The organism is Neoakkermansia glycaniphila, from assembly GCF_900097105.1.
Taxonomy (GTDB): Bacteria; Verrucomicrobiota; Verrucomicrobiia; order Verrucomicrobiales; family Akkermansiaceae; genus Akkermansia; species Akkermansia glycaniphila.
In genome coordinates this window covers 93,199-110,082 of record NZ_LT629973.1, presented here as the reverse complement: position 1 = coordinate 110,082, position 16,884 = coordinate 93,199, and the positions used below count along the sequence as shown (strand labels likewise).

Annotated in this window: 17 protein-coding genes; 4 read left to right on the top strand and 13 right to left on the bottom strand. The window is 58.4% G+C overall.

Translation table 11 applies throughout. The features are described 5' to 3' along the window. Positions 1-112 precede the first annotated feature (112 nt). The 5 genes from PYTT_RS00385 to PYTT_RS13635 all read right to left on the bottom strand — a co-directional run bounded on the left by PYTT_RS00385 (position 113) and on the right by PYTT_RS13635 (position 3,248). Positions 113-841: a TlyA family RNA methyltransferase gene (locus PYTT_RS00385; protein WP_067772091.1), complete on the bottom strand. Its 729-nt coding sequence runs from the start codon at positions 839-841 to the stop codon at positions 113-115. Positions 842-883: 42 nt separating this feature from the next. After that, complete coding sequence (locus tag PYTT_RS13170) at positions 884-1,441, bottom strand: hypothetical protein (protein ID WP_141675665.1); 558 nt, start codon at positions 1,439-1,441, stop codon at positions 884-886. 168 nt (positions 1,442-1,609) lie between these two features. Continuing rightward, positions 1,610-2,065, bottom strand: coding sequence for a hypothetical protein (locus PYTT_RS00380; RefSeq protein WP_071133166.1), 456 nt, complete (start codon positions 2,063-2,065; stop codon positions 1,610-1,612). A 57-nt stretch (positions 2,066-2,122) separates the two neighbouring features. After that, a complete protein-coding gene (locus PYTT_RS00375) occupies positions 2,123-2,530 on the bottom strand; it encodes an OsmC family protein (RefSeq protein WP_067772085.1) in 408 nt (135 codons plus the stop codon). 82 nt (positions 2,531-2,612) lie between these two features. Then, positions 2,613-3,248, bottom strand: coding sequence for a hypothetical protein (locus PYTT_RS13635; protein WP_067772082.1), 636 nt, complete (start codon positions 3,246-3,248; stop codon positions 2,613-2,615). A 141-nt stretch (positions 3,249-3,389) separates the two neighbouring features. Here PYTT_RS13635 and PYTT_RS00365 point away from each other — a divergent pair, with 141 nt between their 5' ends. After that, on the top strand, positions 3,390-3,947 hold the full coding sequence (locus PYTT_RS00365) for a TlpA family protein disulfide reductase (protein ID WP_067772079.1): 558 nt from the start codon (positions 3,390-3,392) through the stop codon (positions 3,945-3,947). Between the two features lie 21 nt (positions 3,948-3,968). After that, complete coding sequence (locus PYTT_RS00360) at positions 3,969-4,490, top strand: TlpA family protein disulfide reductase (RefSeq protein WP_067772076.1); 522 nt, start codon at positions 3,969-3,971, stop codon at positions 4,488-4,490. A 208-nt stretch (positions 4,491-4,698) separates the two neighbouring features. On the opposite strand, the gene bamA is transcribed toward PYTT_RS00360, so the two are convergent. Continuing rightward, positions 4,699-7,140: an outer membrane protein assembly factor BamA gene (bamA, locus tag PYTT_RS00355; RefSeq protein ID WP_425426445.1), complete on the bottom strand. Its 2,442-nt coding sequence runs from the start codon at positions 7,138-7,140 to the stop codon at positions 4,699-4,701. A gap of 296 nt (positions 7,141-7,436) precedes the next feature. Between bamA and PYTT_RS00350 the strand changes: the two genes are divergently transcribed. Continuing rightward, entirely contained in the window at positions 7,437-8,090 is a 654-nt protein-coding gene (locus PYTT_RS00350; protein WP_067772072.1) for an NUDIX hydrolase N-terminal domain-containing protein, read from the top strand. Between the two features lie 4 nt (positions 8,091-8,094). Here the strand turns inward: PYTT_RS00350 and PYTT_RS00345 are convergent, their stop codons facing one another. The 7 genes from PYTT_RS00345 to miaB form a co-directional block, all read right to left on the bottom strand. Then, on the bottom strand, positions 8,095-9,090 hold the full coding sequence (locus PYTT_RS00345; RefSeq protein WP_067772069.1) for a serine/threonine protein kinase: 996 nt from the start codon (positions 9,088-9,090) through the stop codon (positions 8,095-8,097). A gap of 125 nt (positions 9,091-9,215) precedes the next feature. Then, positions 9,216-10,481, bottom strand: coding sequence for a hypothetical protein (locus PYTT_RS00340; RefSeq protein WP_067772066.1), 1,266 nt, complete (start codon positions 10,479-10,481; stop codon positions 9,216-9,218). A 212-nt stretch (positions 10,482-10,693) separates the two neighbouring features. Then, the gene (locus tag PYTT_RS00335) at positions 10,694-11,494 is read right to left on the bottom strand and encodes an EF-hand domain-containing protein (protein ID WP_141675663.1); all 801 of its coding nucleotides are present in this window, start codon (positions 11,492-11,494) and stop codon (positions 10,694-10,696) included. A 152-nt stretch (positions 11,495-11,646) separates the two neighbouring features. Then, positions 11,647-12,993 (bottom strand): 16S rRNA (adenine(1518)-N(6)/adenine(1519)-N(6))-dimethyltransferase RsmA, encoded by a 1,347-nt coding sequence (gene rsmA / locus PYTT_RS00330; protein WP_067772806.1) that lies wholly within the window; start codon positions 12,991-12,993, stop codon positions 11,647-11,649. Between the two features lie 34 nt (positions 12,994-13,027). Next, on the bottom strand, positions 13,028-13,387 hold the full coding sequence (locus tag PYTT_RS00325; protein WP_067772803.1) for an arsenate reductase family protein: 360 nt from the start codon (positions 13,385-13,387) through the stop codon (positions 13,028-13,030). 141 nt (positions 13,388-13,528) lie between these two features. Beyond that, the gene (locus tag PYTT_RS00320) at positions 13,529-14,584 is read right to left on the bottom strand and encodes a S1 family peptidase (protein ID WP_083076340.1); all 1,056 of its coding nucleotides are present in this window, start codon (positions 14,582-14,584) and stop codon (positions 13,529-13,531) included. A 95-nt stretch (positions 14,585-14,679) separates the two neighbouring features. Next, a complete protein-coding gene (gene miaB / locus PYTT_RS00315; RefSeq protein ID WP_067772056.1) occupies positions 14,680-16,050 on the bottom strand; it encodes a tRNA (N6-isopentenyl adenosine(37)-C2)-methylthiotransferase MiaB in 1,371 nt (456 codons plus the stop codon). A gap of 57 nt (positions 16,051-16,107) precedes the next feature. On the opposite strand from miaB, the gene rnc reads away from it, so the two are divergent. Beyond that, on the top strand, positions 16,108-16,851 hold the full coding sequence (rnc, locus tag PYTT_RS00310) for a ribonuclease III (RefSeq protein WP_083076338.1): 744 nt from the start codon (positions 16,108-16,110) through the stop codon (positions 16,849-16,851). Positions 16,852-16,884: the final 33 nt, after the last annotated feature.

The window sequence follows — 16,884 nt, the reverse complement described above, 5'->3', positions numbered from 1 at the left end:
AATGGCGTGTGCGCGGGGATACTGTAGCGGGTTGCTTCCCGTAATCAAGAGGAATGCGTGTGCGGATGGCTCAGCATCCGGCCGGATGCCGCGTTTTGCTCTGCGGGCGGAGCTATTTGAGCCAGGCGAGGAATTCCCTGTTGCCTTCCATGCCCGTGATGGGGGAGTCGGCTATGCCCATCCATTGCCTGCCTAGTGTTTCGGTGACGAATGTATGGATTTTGTCGACGGCACGCCGGTGCAGGTCGGGATCGCGCACGATGCCGCCGGGGCCGATGTCTTCTGGCTGGAGTTCGAATTGGGGTTTGATGAGGACGAGGGCGTCGCCGCCGTCGGCCATGCAGGCAAAGGCTGCCGGGAGAATTTTTGTGAGCGAGATGAAGGAGACGTCCGAGACGATGAGCTGGATGGGTTCGCCCAGGTCTTCGGGGGTCATGTAGCGGGCGTTGAATTGCTCTTTGACGATGACTCGGGGATCGGTGCGCAGTTTCCAGACGAGCTGGTTGGTGCCGACGTCGATTGCATGTACGCGGACGGCTCCATGCTGGAGCAGGCAGTCGGTGAAGCCACCAGTGGAGGAGCCGATGTCGAGGCAGACTTTACCTTCGGCGGAGACCGGAAAGGCGGCAAGTGCGCCTTCGAGTTTCAGGCCTCCGCGGCTGACGTAGCGCGGTTTGTTTTTGACGGCGATGGGCAGGGTATCATCCACCTTCATGCCGGGCTTGGTGGCCGGATGGCCGTTGACGGTGACTTCCCCGGCAAGGATGAGCCGCTGGGCCTGCTCGCGGGATTCGGCGAGGCCCAGCGTGGAGACGAGGAGGTCGAGGCGTTGTTTAGGCACGGAATGAAGGTACGGATGAATGAGTATGAGGGGCGGCTGTCTTCAGCGGTGGCGGGAGGTTGCCGGGTAGCGTGAAGGCGAGGGTGAGGAGCTGCCGGAGTGGTTGTCCCGGTTGTTCCAGTGGGAGGAGCTGCCGGAGGAGTGGGAGGACGAATGGCTGCCCGTATTCCATGAGCTGTGGCTTGATCCGCTGCTGCTCGAATGCCATGAAGACGATGAAGAAGAATGGCTCGGCGGCGTGTAGGAGGGCCGGTGGCTGGGGCGTGAGGGCGAGTATGCCGGGCGGTTGTTGGGCTGTGGCCTGTACGACGGCACATGGTGGCTCGGCCTCTTCGGCGGCGTGACGCAATGGTGTACGTGTGAGGGATAGCGGTAGTGGCCGCGGTAGTGGGGGGCTGGTTTCCAGCTCGGCACGTAGCAATGCCTGTCGAGACTGTTGTACGTGTAGATGGGCACGCCGACGGAGGTGTAGCCGTAGACGGGGCGGCCGTCATAGTAGCCGTAGATGGGGAAGCCGTCATAATCGTAGCGGGCGTTGCTCCAGCCGTTGTTGTTGTACAGGCCGGTCGACGTACCAGACCATCCGACATCAGAATACATGAAGGAGTCGCAAGAGCTCAACAGAAGAGCCGATGCGGACAGTAGCAGGCATGATATGTGTTTTTTCATATGGGGGGTGTCAGGCGACACTGTCGTATGTGATGCATGCGAACAGTTATTTGTTTAAAAAAAGAAACAGTTTTTGAATAAAAAGTATTTGATGACGTTTTATTGAAGGCTGCGGGCCAGTATGGCCAGAGGTCCGATGGCCTGCATGATGACATAAGCGGCGAGCAGCGTGCCCAGCAGCACGGAGGTGCCGTCCATGCGCGAATCGGGGTCGCGGTCTTCAGCGTCAGGCATGATGCAGAGAAAGGCAATGCAGCCGCAGGCAATCCAGAGAATGATCCAGGAGATGGCGCTGGCCGGATGCTCCATGGGCCAGAGATGCAGATCGGCCAGGGCGAGCTGCGTCGGTATGAAGGGGAGGATGACGAGAGTGGACAATTCCGGGCGGCGGCTTTCGGATGCCAGCCGGAGCCAAACGAGCAGCCAGCATGCCGCCATGGCAACGCATCCGATGGCGAGAGCTGCTCCGGAGCCAAGCGTGCCGGCGAAGTTGGGGACGAGCGTCAGGAGCAGGAAGGCGGGAAATGCCCAGGAAAGGAAGCGGGATCTGTTCATGGCGGCAATGGGGATAGCAGGGGGCATGCGGCTGGCAAGCCCCCTTGCGGGAGAGGCTTATTTGCCCCAAATCCAGGTGATGGGGATTTCTACGTCGGGATGGAGGCTTTTTTTGACGGGGCAGTTGAGCGCTGCCTGTTCGAGCATGCTCTTGTAGGGAGTGTCTTCCGGCAGCGGGACGGTGATGACGATTTCCAGCTTGCCGATGCGGCGGGGATCGGCGTTCATGTGCTTGGCGACGTCAACAGTCATGCCGGTGAGGTCGATGCCTTTGCGTTCGGTCACCATGCCCATGATGGTGCTCATGCAGGCCGCCAGTGCCGCGCCGACGAGGTCGGTGGGGGAAAAGGCTTCGCCCTTGCCGTTGTTGTCCACGGGAGCATCCGTTTCGATGACGGCCTTGGAAGGTTCATGCTGCGCGGAGCAATGCAGGCCGCCCTGATAGGTGATGTGAGATTTGACCATAACGACACTCTACCCCTGCATGGGATTCTTGGCAAGGCGAAATCGTGCCCGGCATGTCCCGGCGGAGGAGGGATGCTTACTTTCAGGCAGCGGGAGAAGTTTTCTCCGGGGCTGGTGTTTCAGGCTGTGCAGGTGCTGGCGCTGGGGCAGGAGTGGCTGCCGGAGTTTGTGCGGGGGCGGGCTGCGCCGGAGCTGCGGGCGTAGCGGCCGGAAGGACGGGGTAGCTTTCCGGCGAGGCGGTGAAGACTTGCCAGAGCTCCGCCTTGCCGTTGCCCGGCGTGCATCCGTTCGTATTCAGCCAGGAGACGAGCGCGGCGAATTGCGGTTTGTCGGCCGCCGGAATCTGTCCGCTCAGGCGGTAGAGGTTTTCCGGATATTTGCGGGAGCAGGTTCCCCATGCGTCGCGGATGTCTTCGTGTTCCGAGCCACGCGTCATATCCCATGCCTTGAGCAGGTCGGCATCCGTGGCGGAGGGTTTGGAGGTCAGCCGGGCAATGCGGTTGGCACGGACCTCTTCACTGAGTTTTTCCGTGTTTTCCTTGTCGCCGAACTGGTTGCGCACGCCTTTCTTGACGGTACCGGAGACCTGTTCGCTGGTTTCGTCCTTGATCGCGCCGACGACGGCGTCCGATATGCCGCTGCCTACGGTGGCCAGTGCCGCCACGCAGCCGCTCAATGTGCCGCACAGGCACAGGATAAGAATGTTCGCCGCTTTCATTGTGATGCTCGAATACGCGCGAACGCTATAGAATTCCCGGACGATAGTCAAGTAGAAAGAGAGCGTTAGCCTTTTTACCTTGACAGTCCTGTCTTTTTTCTGTAAGTGTAAGGAAATAATATTTTACACGGATATTCGACCATGAAATACCATGCACCTCTGCTGCGTCCCGTGCGGCTGGCTTGTTTTGCCGGTTGCCTGTTTGGAGCCTCCCTGCCTGCCATGGCGGCGAACGGAAACGATTCGGCCTCCGCTGCGGCGGAAGTATCCGTTTCGGATAATAAAATAGGCAATGCCTTGAAGGATTTGACTTTCCAGAATGCAGGCAAGGTGACTCCGAAAACGGAGGTTCCCTATTATATTTGCCTGTATTCGGCGAGCTGGTGCTCGGCCTGCCGGGCGGAAATGCCGTCGATCGTCCGTACTTACAATTCGAAGATCGCCAAGGACAAGAATGTCGAGCTGATTCTGTTCAACCGCGACAAGACGGCCGAAGCCGGTGCGGCATGGGCCAAGCAGATGAAGATGAAGTTTCCTGTCGTTTCAAAGGACGACGGTTCCAAGGTACCGGGCTACGGCAATAAGAAGGGCGTTTTGCCCTATGTCTATATTGTCGATAAGGACGGCAACGAGGTGGCGAGCGGTTCGCCCGGACAAATTCTCAAGGATTACAAAAAATATTGTAAGCCTTCCCAATAATCCAACGTATACAAATTTAACATGAAAAACAAATTCATCATTACGGTCGGCCTTGCCGGCCTCATGTTGGGTGGAACGGGATTCCTCGTATCCACGGCGCAGGGAGCAGACAATAAACCGATTGCTGTGGAGGATGCTCCGGGTGCAGTCGGCAAGGCTCTTGCCAAGGTGAAGCCTCTCACCGGCCCGAAGGCCAAGACGAATGCCAAATACTATCTGTGCCTGTACTCCGCCAGCTGGTGCGGCCCGTGCCGCGCAGAAATGCCGCATGTGGTCAAGCTGTACAATGAAGAAATCAAGAAAAATCCTGATATTGAATTGATTCTGTTCAGCCGCGACCAGAATCCGGCCGATGCCAAGAAGTGGATTTCATCGAGCAAAGCGAAGTTCCCCGTTCTGGCTCCGAAGGATCAGTCCAAGATTCCGGGCGCACAGAGCCCCAACGGCATTCCTCATTTGTATATTATCGATGCCGAAGGTAATGTGATCAAGAATGGACATCCTTCTTCACTTCTTTCCCAGTACAAAACATTCTGTAAGTAATTTATCTTATTTATTTTTCAAGGAAAACCCTGCGGTCAGGCCGTAGGGTTTCTTTGTGTTGAAGAGCAGGGGGAGGATTGGGTTCGGGTATGTTTGTCTTCGCTATCGAACAGGCGGATGGGTGGGCGCTGCTGCCGGAAGCGGGATGAAAAAGACTCTTCCCGTAGGAGGGAAGAGCCTTTTTGTTGTTCCGCATGAGGCGGAAAGATCAATACTGGTAGTTGACGTAGAACTGGAATTGTCCGCCGTCGTCGATGGCGTTGCCCGTGCGCAACGGGATGGCGTAGTCCACGGCAAGCGGGCCGAAGGGCAGGTTCAGGCGAAGGCCGATACCGTAGTCGCTGGCTACCTTGCCGCCATTGAATTCGAAGGCGTCCTTATGGACGAAACCGATGTCGTAGAAGAAGGCGAGGCGTACTTCTTCGATGACCGGCACGGTGTATTCGAATTGGGCATAGAAGGAGGAGCGGCCGCCCATGGTTTCATCGCCGGTGAGTGCTGGGTCGTTGATGCCGACGTCACGGTAGCGGAAGCCGCGGAGGTCGTTCGGGCCGCCGAGGTAGCAGCGTTCGAAGATCGGCACTTCCTTGCTGCTGTCCGTGGTGTCTACGGTGGCGGCTCCGAGCTTGATGCTGAAGATGGTATCCCACTTGAGGTTCCAGAAGGAAGAGGCTTCCAGTCCCAGGTTGTACGTTTGTACGGTGCTGCCCGGACCGGACCAGCCGCCCAGTACGCGGACGTTGCCGCCCTTGCGCGGGGTGATGACGGCGTCACGCGTGTCGTATTCGTAGGAGAGTTCGATGTGGCTCCGGTTGAAGTCGCCGCAGTTTTCGCGGAAGAAGGTCGGGGCATCCCAGTTGGCATCCAGCATGTAGCGTTCGATTCGGTATTCGAGGCGCAGGGCTGTGTTGTCGGTGAGCGCCTTGCGGAGGAAGAGCGCGGTACCGAAGTTCTGCTGGGTGTAGTAGTCGGAGAGGTAGTCGGAGTTGCTGTAGTAGAGTTCCGTGCCGAAGGAGAGTTTGCGGTCGAGGAACCAGGGATCCACCCATGTGACGGAGGCGGACTGGTATTCCGTACCGAGTTTGCCGCTGACTGTCATGCGCTGGCCGCCGCCGACGAAGGAGCTCCAGTCGTACAGGTCGAAGTTCGATTGCGTGACGGTGGCGTACAGGTAGGCGTTTTCCACGGTAGAGAAGGCGATACCGAACATGAGCGATCCCGTCATCTTTTCCTGCACGAGGATGTCGATGTCGCGGTAGCCGGGTGTGGCGGATGCGGTCTGGGATACGTCGACGATGTTGAAGTAATTGAGGTTTTCCAGCCTCTTGCGGGCCGTTTCGATGTCCACAGAGTTCAGGTTATCGCCGGAGTGGAGCGGAAGTTCGCGAAGGATGACGTAGTTTTTCGTCTTGGTGTTGCCCTTCACGTTGATGCGGCCCACACGGTAGGGTGTGCCTTCCGAGATGTTGTAGGTGATGTTGATGAGCCTGCGGCCCTGTGCATCGACGCCGACTTCGTCGATGTCCGCATTGGGCATGGCGTCGGCATAGCCGCGCGATCCGTAGTATTTGCGAATCATCGTGATGTCGTCCGAGACTTTCTGAAGGGAGTAGATGTCGCCGTCCAGCATGCTGAGGCCGGGAACGAGTTCGTCGGGCTGGAAGACCTTCATCGGACCGAAGGCTACCCGGTTGACCATGTAGCGGGGGCCTTCGTCGATGGTGACTTTCATGTGGAGTCTTTGTTCATTCCCCTTGCCGCTGTCTCCATAGGTGACGGTTTTGATTTTGGCACGGAGGTAGCCGAAGTTCTGATAATGCTTGATCAGGGCGTCGAGGTCGTCTTCGAGCTGTTCGCGGTCAATGCGTCCGGATTTTGTGATCCATGTCAACCAGCCTTTTTCCTTGGTCTTCATGATTTGGCGGAGCTGCGGGGCATCGAAGGCGGTGTTCCCTTCGAAGTCGATGTCGATCATGTTGACCTTTTTGCCTTCCTGAATGCGGAAGATGAGGTCGGCGTAGCCTTCCCGGGGAGTTTTCGCATAGAACCATTCGACTCGCGCGTCGGGGTAGCGGGCTTCCTGATAGGCTTTGAGAATTTTGGCACGGGCCTGCGCGATGTTTTTATCGTTCAAAGCCTGTCCGGCGACAAGATTCGTGTCGCCCGGTTTCTGCGGCGCCTTGCCGATTTCTTCCGAAAGGTCTTCATTGTCGAATTCGCGGTTGCCCTGATAGCCGACGCCGCCCAGCAGTTTGGCTGCCGAGACTTCAAAGATGACATGAAGGCCGTCGGACATCGGTTCGACGGCTACTCGCGAGTCGGAATCCACGAGGCCTCGCGTAACGAGGCGTTTCAAGTCGTCGTCGACGCGTTTGCTGGAGTATTTCATGCCCGGACGCAGGGCGACCACGTCGCGCAGGCGGTTGGCATCCACCGTTTCTTTCTGGTTGATGTAGTGAACGGATACCTTGGCAATTTTTTGACCTTCGTAGGCGCCTTCGCTGAAGGCGAGCTTGTTCAGTTCCTTGATGCCTTCCTGCTCGGTGAGGAGCTTGGTCGAGTCGCTGTCAATGCGCCGTGCGGGTACGTTCGTCGGCTGTGGGGCATTGGGAGTAGCGGCGGGAGTAGCGGTCGGCGAGGGGGAGAGCATGCCATCCAGCAAAGGGTCGTTTCCGGCGCTTTGGGCGAAGACCGGAGAGAGAGCCAGGACGGAACCGGCGGCGCCGGTGATCAAAAACTGTTTACCACGGATAGGCGAAGACATAATGGATTCGGTACTTTAGTGGGAAACCTGCCTGCGAGTCAAGGATGGAATCAGACAGCGAATGAGTTCCTTGAAAAAAGAATGGGGATGGGGATACGGCGGCCATGCATGGGGCTTGACGCGGCAGGTCTGTTGCCATAGGCTGGGAATGTGGCGGATAGGCAATCTCCGCCGGATTGACGATGATGCAGGATCAACAGATAAGCAAAAGCGGCGGTCCACCGGAGTGGCTGCAATGGGCCGTGGAGTTGCAGGCTTTGGCGCAGGCCGGGCTTGCGTATTCGAAGGATGAGTTCGACCGGGAACGGTTCCGGCGGGTGCGGGCGATTGCGGCGGAGATCATGAGTGCGCGGAGCGGGTTGTCTCTGGAGGTGGTCGAGGGCTTGTTCTGCAATGAGGCGGGATACCAGACTCCAAAGCTGGATTGCCGCGCAGCCGTGTTTGATGCCGGGAATCGGATTCTTCTGGTGCAGGAGAAGGCGGACGGTTTGTGGGCGTTGCCCGGAGGCTGGGTCGATGTGAACGAGTCGATACGCTCCAATCTGGTGAAGGAGGTGCAGGAAGAAGCGGGCATGGATGTGGAGCCTTTGCGGCTGATCGCCCTGCATGATCGCAACAGGCACAATCCGCCTCCGTTTGCGTACGGCGTGTGCAAGGTTTTTGCCCTGTGCCGGTTGCTGGGAGGAAAGTTTGCTCCGAATACCGAAAGTTCCGGATGCGGTTTTTTTACTGAAGATCGATTGCCTCCGCTTTCGCTGACCCGCAATACGCAAGAGCAGATAGCCCTGTGTTTCCGGGCGCATGCCGATGCGGGAATGCCCGTCGAGTTCGACTAGGCAGTTATTGTTCGGCGAGGTCGCGGATCCATTCTTCGACGGTTTGGTACCGGTCGATCGGGTTCGGCTTCAGCGCCTTGTCGATGGAGCCAAGCAGGTGGGGATGGTAAAGTCGCAGCAGTTTGTCGTCGCGGTGCAGTTGCTCGGCGGTGTCGTAGAGGGATCTTTGGGAGCAGTTGGGAGGCGGCGAGCCGGTCATGATGTGGTAGAAGCTGGCGCCTAGAGCGTAGATGTCCGTCCACGGACCGAGTTTGCCGTTGGAGACAGTCTGTTCGGTCGGAGAATATCCGTAGGTTTCTACGATGGAGATTTCCTGATCGTCTTCCTGATGGTAGGCGGCGCCGAAGTCGATGAGGATGGGGATGCCGTCCCGGTTGATGAGGATGTTGTCCGGCTTCAGGTCGCGGTGCAGGAGTTTGTGCTTGTGGACGTAGTCGAGAGCATCGAGCGTGCGGATGAGAAGGCTGTAGATTTCTTCCTGAGAGAAGGGGATTTTGTTCTGGTGGCGGAGGCTGGCCAGATGGTCGAGAGAGATGCCCTTGACGACTTCGGAGACGTAATAGGCGGTGTTCAGGCTTTCGAAGAAGGTGTAGACCCGTGCGATGTTGGGGTGATCGAGTGTAGCGAGAATACGGGCTTCGCGCAGGAAGTTGAGCTTGGCTTTTTCGTAGCTTTCCGTTTTTTCGGAGTCGAGGAAGTGGACGTGCATGTCGTCGCTCCGGCGGTGGCAGAAGGATGCCGGAAAGTTTTCCTTGATGACGACGTTGCGTTCGAGGAACGGTTCATTGGCCAGATAGGTGATGCCGAATCCGCCTTGTCCGAGAACTTCTTCGAGGACGTACTGGTTCAGTTTGAAACCGTCCGGAAGCGCACGTTCTGCAATATCGCATTGGATTTCACGTCCGCCGGCTTTGCCGACACACGTCAGCAGTACGTCTTCCAGACGCGTGTTGCTTGTGGTTCGCTCCCCTGACGAGGAAGGTGGATGACTGTCACTCATATGGAATTTGATATGATTGTAGGAAAACGTGTGAAAGAGTCAAGCAGGAACGGTGTTTGTGCAAGGAAATACCGCCTTCCGCACAGAGCGGAAGACGGTATGGTGATGAAATGGAGCCTGTTTTCTTAGCGGCAGTTGCCAAGGTTCATGAGAACCGGCATGATCTGCTGAAGAGCGGCTGCTGCTTCCGGCGTCATTCCGTTGCCGGAGACGCAGTTCGGACGGCCGACATTAGGGCCGAAGCAGGGCTTGTTGCCTTGCTGGGGAGCAACGTTCACATTGATGATGAATACGTTGATCGTGGGGGCCTGCTTGGCGGCGGGAGCTCCGCGGAAGGTCTTCTGCATGTTGCAGAAGGGAGCGGGTGCCATGGCTGCTGCCTGGAAGGGAGCCATTCCGGCTTTTCGGTTATGATGGAAGCCGCCCTTGCGCATGCCCATCATCGGTTTCTGGCCGGATTGCATGTGGTGATGGCGCATCATCTTGCCTTGGCGACAGGCGGCGGAGAGCCATGCGGCCTTGCGGCACTGGCCGTTCTGGTTGTGATGGAAGCCGCCCTTGCGCATGCCCATCATCGGCTTCTGGCCGGATTGCATGTGGTGATGGCGCATCATTTGACCCTGGCGGGAGGGTCCGCAGAGCCATGCGGCCTTGCGGCATTGGCCGTTCTGGTTGTGATGGAAGCCGCCCTTGCGCATGCCCATCATCGGCTTCTGGCCGGATTGCATGTGGTGATGGCGCATCATTTGACCCTGGCGGGAGGGTCCGCAGAGCCATGCGGCCTTGCGGCACTGTCCGTTCTGGTTATGATGGAAGCCGCCTTTGCGCATGCCCGTCATCGGCTTCTGGCCGGATTGCATGTGGTGATGGCGCATCATCTTGCCCTGGCGAGAGGCGGCAGAAAGCCATGCGGCCTTGCGGCACTGTCCGTTCTGGTTGTGATGGAAGCCAGCCTTGCGCATGCCCATCATCGGCTTTTGCTCGGTAGCGATCGTTACCTGAGCGGGACGCATGGAGCAGGATCCCTTCAATTGACCTTGCGGAGCACGCTGTCCACCCATGCGCTGTGCCGGCTGGCACTGCTGGGCAGGTACGACATGGCGCATCGGCATGGTGCGGGGGCCTGCCTGGCGAGGTGCCGGACGTCCCTGAGTGCGAGGCTGCGAGTCATTCAATGCCGCCGAGAGGCGTTGCATGGCTTGGATGGCTTCCGGGCCTTCAAGCTTGATAACGCAGGAACCGTCGGCACCCGGCTGGGCGGACGCCTGCGCCATGTTCAACAGAACCTGCACGGCCTGGTCGATGTTGGCCTGTTGCGGATTCTGCGGGACGCCTTGCTGAGAAAGCGCCGGCATGGCTGCGATTGCAGTGGTCAGGATTTCAGTAAACATGAGTCTGATTGGTTGGTTTTTCAAGGATCGTAGTGTGGGTGTATTCGAACCTTTTCTTGACAAACCCCCACAGCGGAAAATAGTTTCAAAATAATTAAATGTTTTGCGTTTTTCCTGTTTTTCAGGAAGGGAATATGTATTTTACATGAAAAAACACCCCCGGACTATCTATGAGCCCGAGGGTGTTTCCGTATGGATGCAGGGGGAGGAGATCAGTTCTGTTCGGCGGGGGCTTTGTCCCGCTTCTGCTGCCTTGCCGCCTTGGCGTCTTCGACCAGCACGGCGATTTCTTCTTCCGAGAGTTTTCCGTCGCCGTCCTTGTCATATTTGGCGACGACAAGGGATTCGATCAGGATTCCCGCTCCGGGGATCGGCTGTCCTGCTCCCTTGTGGGGAGATTCGCCGCGCGGGCCTCCTTCAGGACGTTCGGAACGCGGTCCTCTCGGGCCACGCTGGCCGTTGGCTCCTTGACCTTGACCCTTGGGGCGGTCTTTCTGCATGGATTCGCGCATGGCCTTGCGTTCGTCGTCGGAGAGTTTTCCGTCGCCGTCCGTGTCGAACTTCTTGATCATGTCTTCACGGTGCTGGCGAAGCTGCTGCTGGCGTTTTTCCTTCATCTTTTCGGTGACTTCGGGATGGTTCTTGCTCCAGTCTTCGCGCATGGCTTTGCGTTCGTCGTCGGAGAGTTTTCCATCGCCGTCCGTGTCGAATTTGGCGAGGATTTCGGCTTTTTTGGCTTCATGCATTTTTTTGGCGTCTTCCTGGACGGCCTTGCGTTCGTCGTCGGAGAGCTTGCCGTCGCCGTCCGTATCGTATTTTTCGAGAAGGAGGCGATGGCCGATGAGCATGGCGCCGGGAGGCAGGTTGCCTTTCGGAGCACGCTGGCCACGATGGCCTTTGGGGCCATGCTGCTTGGCATTGGAGGGAGCCGGCTGATCCTGCGGCTGGTCGGGGGCTTCCTGCGCCATCAGGGGAAGTGCGGCGCAGAGCGCCAGAAGGAACGTTTTTTTCATGTTGTATGATGTATGGGTTTGCGGTTTGGGTGAAGGAGCGTATCCGTTCATAGGAGGAAACCCCGCAGCGCACGAGCGGTTGCATTTTTGTGCGTGTTTTTCTTTCACCCGTCCGGCAGCCCCTGCAGCAAAGGGTATGAGGAGAAGCCGGATCAGGCTTCGGAGAAGTAGCGGCAGGCAAGCTGCCAGCATGCGATGAAGGAGTGGGCGAAGTCTTCCGGCCTGCGTTCGATCCAGTGGTCGATGAGTTCCGGAGCAAGCGGCAGGACAGCTTCGATTTCCGCCGCCGGGAAATGGATTTTTCCCGTGTAGCCGGCAAGGTAAACGGCGATATGCTCCCAGCCGGTTTGTGCGGTGGGGGGCAGGGTGCCGATGCGGATGAGGCGGGCATCTTCGATGCCGAGTTCTTCCTGCAGTTCGCGTTGTGCGGCGGTGTCGTAATCTTCTCCTGCATCGACGTGGCCCGCTGCCGATGAGTCCCAGACGCCGGGGTGGCGGTCTTTCCGGACGGAGCGTTTCTGGATGAGGCAATCCCTGTTTTTGTTGAAGACGATGATGTGGACGGCGCGGTGGATGAGGTTCTCTGCGTGGACTTCCTTGCGAGTGGCCTGTTTCAGGATGTGGTCCTGTTCATCGACGACGTCGAAGATTTCATCGTCTTTCTGGGCGATGGCCGCCAGCGGATTGGTGTCGTAGGCATTGGTGAGGTTGACCCACTGGGAGAGTCCGAGTTCTTCGGGGCGCGCCGTTTCTGCAGCTCCGATGGAGGCGGCTACGTTTTTCCACGGCGGGTTGTCCGGAAGCTGTTTGTGCATTTGCTTGCGCCTTTGGGAGAAGCAGCGGCGCATCAGTTCGTCCATGAGTTTCGCATCGAAGGGGGGCAGTTCTTTCCGGTCGCGCGGGGTGAGCAGCATGACGGTGGAGTCGATTTTGGGGCGGGGATGGAAGGCTTCGGGCGGGACGGTTTTGAGGGCGCGGGGCACCCAGTCTCGCTGGATGCGGAGGGAGAGCAGTCCGTAGGCATCGTCTCCGGGGAGGGCGAGGATGCGGTCGATGAATTCCTTCTGAAGCATGACGACGGCGCGGCTGACGGCGCTGGGCGAGGAGAGGAAGTTCTGAAGGATGGCTCCTCCGGCAGAGTAGGGGAGGTTGCCCATGAATTTGACGGGCTGTTCCGCAAAGAGGCGGCGAGGGTCCCATTCCGCGCCGTCGGCATGGTGGACTTCCACATGGGGATCGTTTTGCCAGCGCGTGCGCTGGTAGTCGGCCAGCCGGGCATCGAATTCGACGAGGACGAGTTTGCGGCAGAGAGGGGCGATGTGTTCCGTGAGTGCTCCGGTGCCGGGTCCGACTTCGACGACGCAGTCTTCGGGGCGGATGTCGAGCTGTTCGACGATCCATCGTGCGATGTTTTCATCGACGAGGAAGTTCTGGCCCAGTGATCTGCTGGGGCGTACGTCGAAGGTGTCGAGTACTTGTCGGATGTCTTTGGATTTCATGAGTCCGGAGATGGGATGCGGCTGGTGGATGAGGTCAGATGCCAAGCTTGGCGGCCCAATCGGTTTCACGGAAGCCGGGCAGGGCGTAGTTTTCGCCGACGAGAAGGGGGCGTTTGACGAGCATGCCGTTGGTGGCGAGAAGGGCGTATTGTTCGTCTTCACTCATGGTCGGCAGTTTGTCTTTCAATTCCATGGATTTGTAGAGGAGACCGCTCGTGTTGAAGAAGCGTTTGAGAGGGAGGCCGCTCATGCTGTGCCAGTGGCGCAGTTCCTGCTCCGTGGGGTTCTGTTCGACGATGTGCCGGGCCTGATAGGCGATGCCGTGGTTGTCGAGCCATGCTTTGGCTTTTTGGCAGGTGGTGCATTTCGGATATTCGACGAACAGGGGGATCATGCCCGGGATTGTATGCGGAAGCATGTGCCGGAGCAAGAGGAGAGTGCGTATGCGGAAGTTTCGTCCGGAGCGGCGTGCGTACAAAAAATCCCGGTCCGTTGTGCCGGGCCGGGAGGTGGTGTGCGAAGCCTGTTGCAGGGGTTATTCTCCGTAGAGGATTTCCCGGAGGGTGTATCCGGCTACGCAGTGGCGCAGGACCATTTGCGGGTGGCGCTGCATTTGGAATCGAGCCGGTTGTGGTTCCGGCGCCTTGGCTTCCGGTGCATCCGTTTTGTTGCCTGCATTCTTGTGCAGGATGTCGTCCGGTTCCTGTGTGGCGGTATTCTGTGCCGGGGTTGTTTTGTTGGCGAGCATGCTTTTTTCGAAGCCTTCGGGAAGCGGTGTGACGGGCGTGGGGCGAGGCGGCGTGTACAGAGTGGTGGTGGAGGAGACCATGCCGACTACTTCGCCGTTGTCGTTGTAGATGCCGCCGCCGCTGGAGCCGAGAGCGTAGTCGCAGGAGGCGACAAGCCAGGCGATGGGTTCGCTGCGCCTGGACTTGTTTTTATCGACGGTGTATTGGTTGTTGGGCGTTGTGCGGAGCGTGTAGCGCTGGACGAAGCCGCCCGTGTACATGTAGTAGTTGCCTTCCGGGTGGCTGATGAGGTGGAGGTTGCTGCCGACGGGAGCATCGGGGCCGACGGCAAGGGGCTTGAGTCCCTTGGCATCAATGCGGAAGATGGCGACATCGCGCAGTTTGTCGCTGGCGAGTACTTCCCTGATGGGATGGACCTGCCCGTTTTTGAGGTGGACGCATGCCCGGCCGTATTCGGGGAGGTTGTTCAGGACATGGTAGTTGGTGACGAGGATGCCGTCTTCGGAGGCGATCCATGCCGTGCCGGACGAGCGCATGTGCCAGTGGGGGCATTTGTTGCATTTGTAGCCGATGCCGACGACGGCTACGGATTCGCCCACTTCGTCATGGTTGGCCGGGCTTTGGCCGGTCGGGCGGGCGAGGTTCAGTTTTTTGCCTTCCACTTGGCGGAGCTGCCGGACGAGTGCGCCTGACGCCGGAACGGTCGAATCGTTGGCGATGGTTTCAATGCCTTTCAGCATTCTGTTGTTGACGGCCTGGTCGTCAACGGCTCCCTGGGGGATGGGCGCGGCATGGACGGCGGCGGCACACGAGATCAGTATGCCCACTATACAATGTTTCATACATGCTATGCTACAGGGCAAAGCATGATGCCGCAAGTCAAAAATGCCGGCGGTATTGTTTTACGGCAAGTCGTTCCCGCTGTTTGTTGGGGTATTCAACAGGGCGCGATTTCGCCGTAGAGGGTGAAGCCGGTGCTTTCGGTGATGCGCACGGGGACGATTTTCCCGATGAGTTCGCTGCCGCCTTCGATGATGACGGGTTTGTTCTGCGGGGTGCGGCCGGAGAGGCGGTCGGCGTTGGTTTTGCTGGGGCCTTCGACGAGGATGAGCTGTTCCGTGCCGACGAGGGCTGCATTTTTTTCGATGGCGATGGCGTTGACTGTGGCGAGGAGGTCCTGATTGCGGGCTTCCTTGACGCTCTGGGGCAGTTGTCCGTCCATGGCCGCCGCCGGGGTGTCCTTTCGCGGGGAGTATTGGAAGATGAAGGCGTTGTCGAAACCGATGCGTTCGACGGCGCGTTTGGTTTCGAGGTAGTCTTCTTCGGTTTCACCGGGGAAGCCGACGATGATATCGGTGGTGATGGCGAGGTCCGGCCGGGCTTCGCGCATGCTTTCGCAGAGAGAGATGTATTTTTCGTTTTTGTACGGGCGGCGCATGAGTTTGAGGATGCGGTCGCTGCCGCTCTGCATGGGGAAGTGGATGTGGCTGCAGAGTTTCGAGAGGTAACGATAGGCGTTGACGAGGTCTTCCCGGAAGCCGATGGGATGGGGGGAGGTGAATCGGATGCGTTCCAGCCCGTCGATGCCGTTGAGTTGTTCCAGCAGGCGGACGAAGGCGGATTTGCCGTCGACTGCGGGTTCGTCCTTGCCGTAGCGGTTGACGATCTGGCCGAGGAGGGTGACTTCCTTGATGCCCTGCCGGACGAGTGATTCCACTTCGTCGATGATGTCCTGCATGGGCCGGCTGCGTTCTGCGCCGCGTGTGGAGGGGACGATGCAGTAGGAGCAACGCATTTCGCACCCCTGCATGATGGAGACGAAGGCGGAGGAATGCCCGGTCTGGGCAAGGTGGTCGCGGATGGCGTTCTGGGAGCCGGTTTCCTCGTCGGTGTCGCAGACGCTGCTGCCCGCGAGGGAGAGGGAAAGGTCGTCCATTCTTCGCTCAAGTCTTTTGCGAAGGATGTCGTCCACATAGCGGAAGATGTGGTGGTATTTCTGCGTGCCGATGACGAGGTCGAGGCGGGGCAGGGCGCGGAAGAGTTCGTCGCCTTTGCTTTGGGCCATGCAGCCCATGAATCCGTAAACGACGTGCGGTTTTGCTTCGGGGCGGCGGGTAAGCAGTCCCATTTTGCCGAGTGCCTTGAGTTCCGCCTTTTCGCGGACGGAGCATGTGTTGATGAGGATGACGTCGGCCTCGTGTTCGCGGTCGGTCATGGTGTAGCCTCCATCGATGAACATGGTGGCGACTTGTTCGGAGTCGCGTTCGTTCATTTGGCATCCGTAGGTTTTAATGAAGACTTTAGGCATGGCGGGACGCGCGTGAGGGTAGCCGAATTCGGCCGGTAAAGCAAGGAATTTCGCGAAATGTACTGGACAAGCGTTTTTTTTGTGGTTCACTGGGTACAGCTTTGTTTCGATCCCGCCATGGATATTGCCGCTTTACAGAATCTGCTCCGTTATGTGTACCGTGATCCCGAATACCTGCGCCAGGCGCTGACTCATCCGAGTGCGGATAATCGGAAGGCGACGAATCTTGCCTATGAGCGTCTGGAGTATCTCGGAGACGCCGTGTTGGAGCTGGTCGTGAGCCGGGAGTTGTTTCAGGCGTTTCCCAAGGCCGATGAGGGGTTGCTGACGCAGCTGAGGGCTCGCGTGGTGAGCCGAGCCCATTTGGGCGAGCTGGCGAAGAATCTCGGTCTGGGGGGGCATCTGATTCTTTCCGAACATGAGGATCGGACGGGGGGGCGGGATAAGAATTCGATTCTTGCCAATACATTCGAGACTGTGATCGGGGCCGTGATGCTCGACGGAGGGTATGATGCCGCCCGCAAGGTTTCCCTGCGCCTGTTGCGCGACAGTATCAAATCTCTGTCGGAGTGCCCGAAGGATGCGAATCCGAAAGGGGAATTGCAGATTATTCTTCAGGCTTTGAACAGCCAGGGTCCCGAGTATATGACCCGCCCCGTGTCGCCGGACGTGGAGTTTCCTTTTTATTCCGAGGTTAGCTGGAACGGTCGCGTACTGGCGTCGGGAGAAGGACCCACCAAGCGCAAGGCCGAGGTGGAAGCGGCGGCGCAGGCGATAGCGTCGAAAGCATGGGAAGGCTGAAGGCTCCGGAAGGTATGGATATGGTTGGGAAGG

Excerpts from the sequence above, each read along its gene's own strand:
- PYTT_RS00335 (WP_141675663.1), bottom strand. The coding sequence starts at position 11,494 with ATGAAAAAAACGTTCCTTCTGGCGCTCTGCGCCGCACTTCCCCTGATG.
- PYTT_RS00325 (WP_067772803.1), bottom strand. The coding sequence starts at position 13,387 with ATGATCCCCCTGTTCGTCGAATATCCGAAATGCACCACCTGCCAAAAA.
- PYTT_RS00375 (WP_067772085.1), bottom strand. The coding sequence starts at position 2,530 with ATGGTCAAATCTCACATCACCTATCAGGGCGGCCTGCATTGCTCCGCG.
- PYTT_RS00345 (WP_067772069.1), bottom strand. The coding sequence starts at position 9,090 with ATGAGTGACAGTCATCCACCTTCCTCGTCAGGGGAGCGAACCACAAGC.
- PYTT_RS00350 (WP_067772072.1), top strand. The coding sequence starts at position 7,437 with ATGATGCAGGATCAACAGATAAGCAAAAGCGGCGGTCCACCGGAGTGG.
- rnc (WP_083076338.1), top strand. The coding sequence starts at position 16,108 with ATGTACTGGACAAGCGTTTTTTTTGTGGTTCACTGGGTACAGCTTTGT.
- PYTT_RS00360 (WP_067772076.1), top strand. The coding sequence starts at position 3,969 with ATGAAAAACAAATTCATCATTACGGTCGGCCTTGCCGGCCTCATGTTG.
- PYTT_RS00365 (WP_067772079.1), top strand. The coding sequence starts at position 3,390 with ATGAAATACCATGCACCTCTGCTGCGTCCCGTGCGGCTGGCTTGTTTT.
- rsmA (WP_067772806.1), bottom strand. The coding sequence starts at position 12,993 with ATGAAATCCAAAGACATCCGACAAGTACTCGACACCTTCGACGTACGC.
- PYTT_RS13170 (WP_141675665.1), bottom strand. The coding sequence starts at position 1,441 with ATGTATTCTGATGTCGGATGGTCTGGTACGTCGACCGGCCTGTACAAC.
- PYTT_RS13635 (WP_067772082.1), bottom strand. The coding sequence starts at position 3,248 with ATGAAAGCGGCGAACATTCTTATCCTGTGCCTGTGCGGCACATTGAGC.
- bamA (WP_425426445.1), bottom strand. The coding sequence starts at position 7,140 with ATGCTCTCCCCCTCGCCGACCGCTACTCCCGCCGCTACTCCCAATGCC.
- PYTT_RS00380 (WP_071133166.1), bottom strand. The coding sequence starts at position 2,065 with ATGAACAGATCCCGCTTCCTTTCCTGGGCATTTCCCGCCTTCCTGCTC.
- miaB (WP_067772056.1), bottom strand. The coding sequence starts at position 16,050 with ATGCCTAAAGTCTTCATTAAAACCTACGGATGCCAAATGAACGAACGC.
- PYTT_RS00320 (WP_083076340.1), bottom strand. The coding sequence starts at position 14,584 with ATGAAACATTGTATAGTGGGCATACTGATCTCGTGTGCCGCCGCCGTC.
- PYTT_RS00340 (WP_067772066.1), bottom strand. The coding sequence starts at position 10,481 with ATGTTTACTGAAATCCTGACCACTGCAATCGCAGCCATGCCGGCGCTT.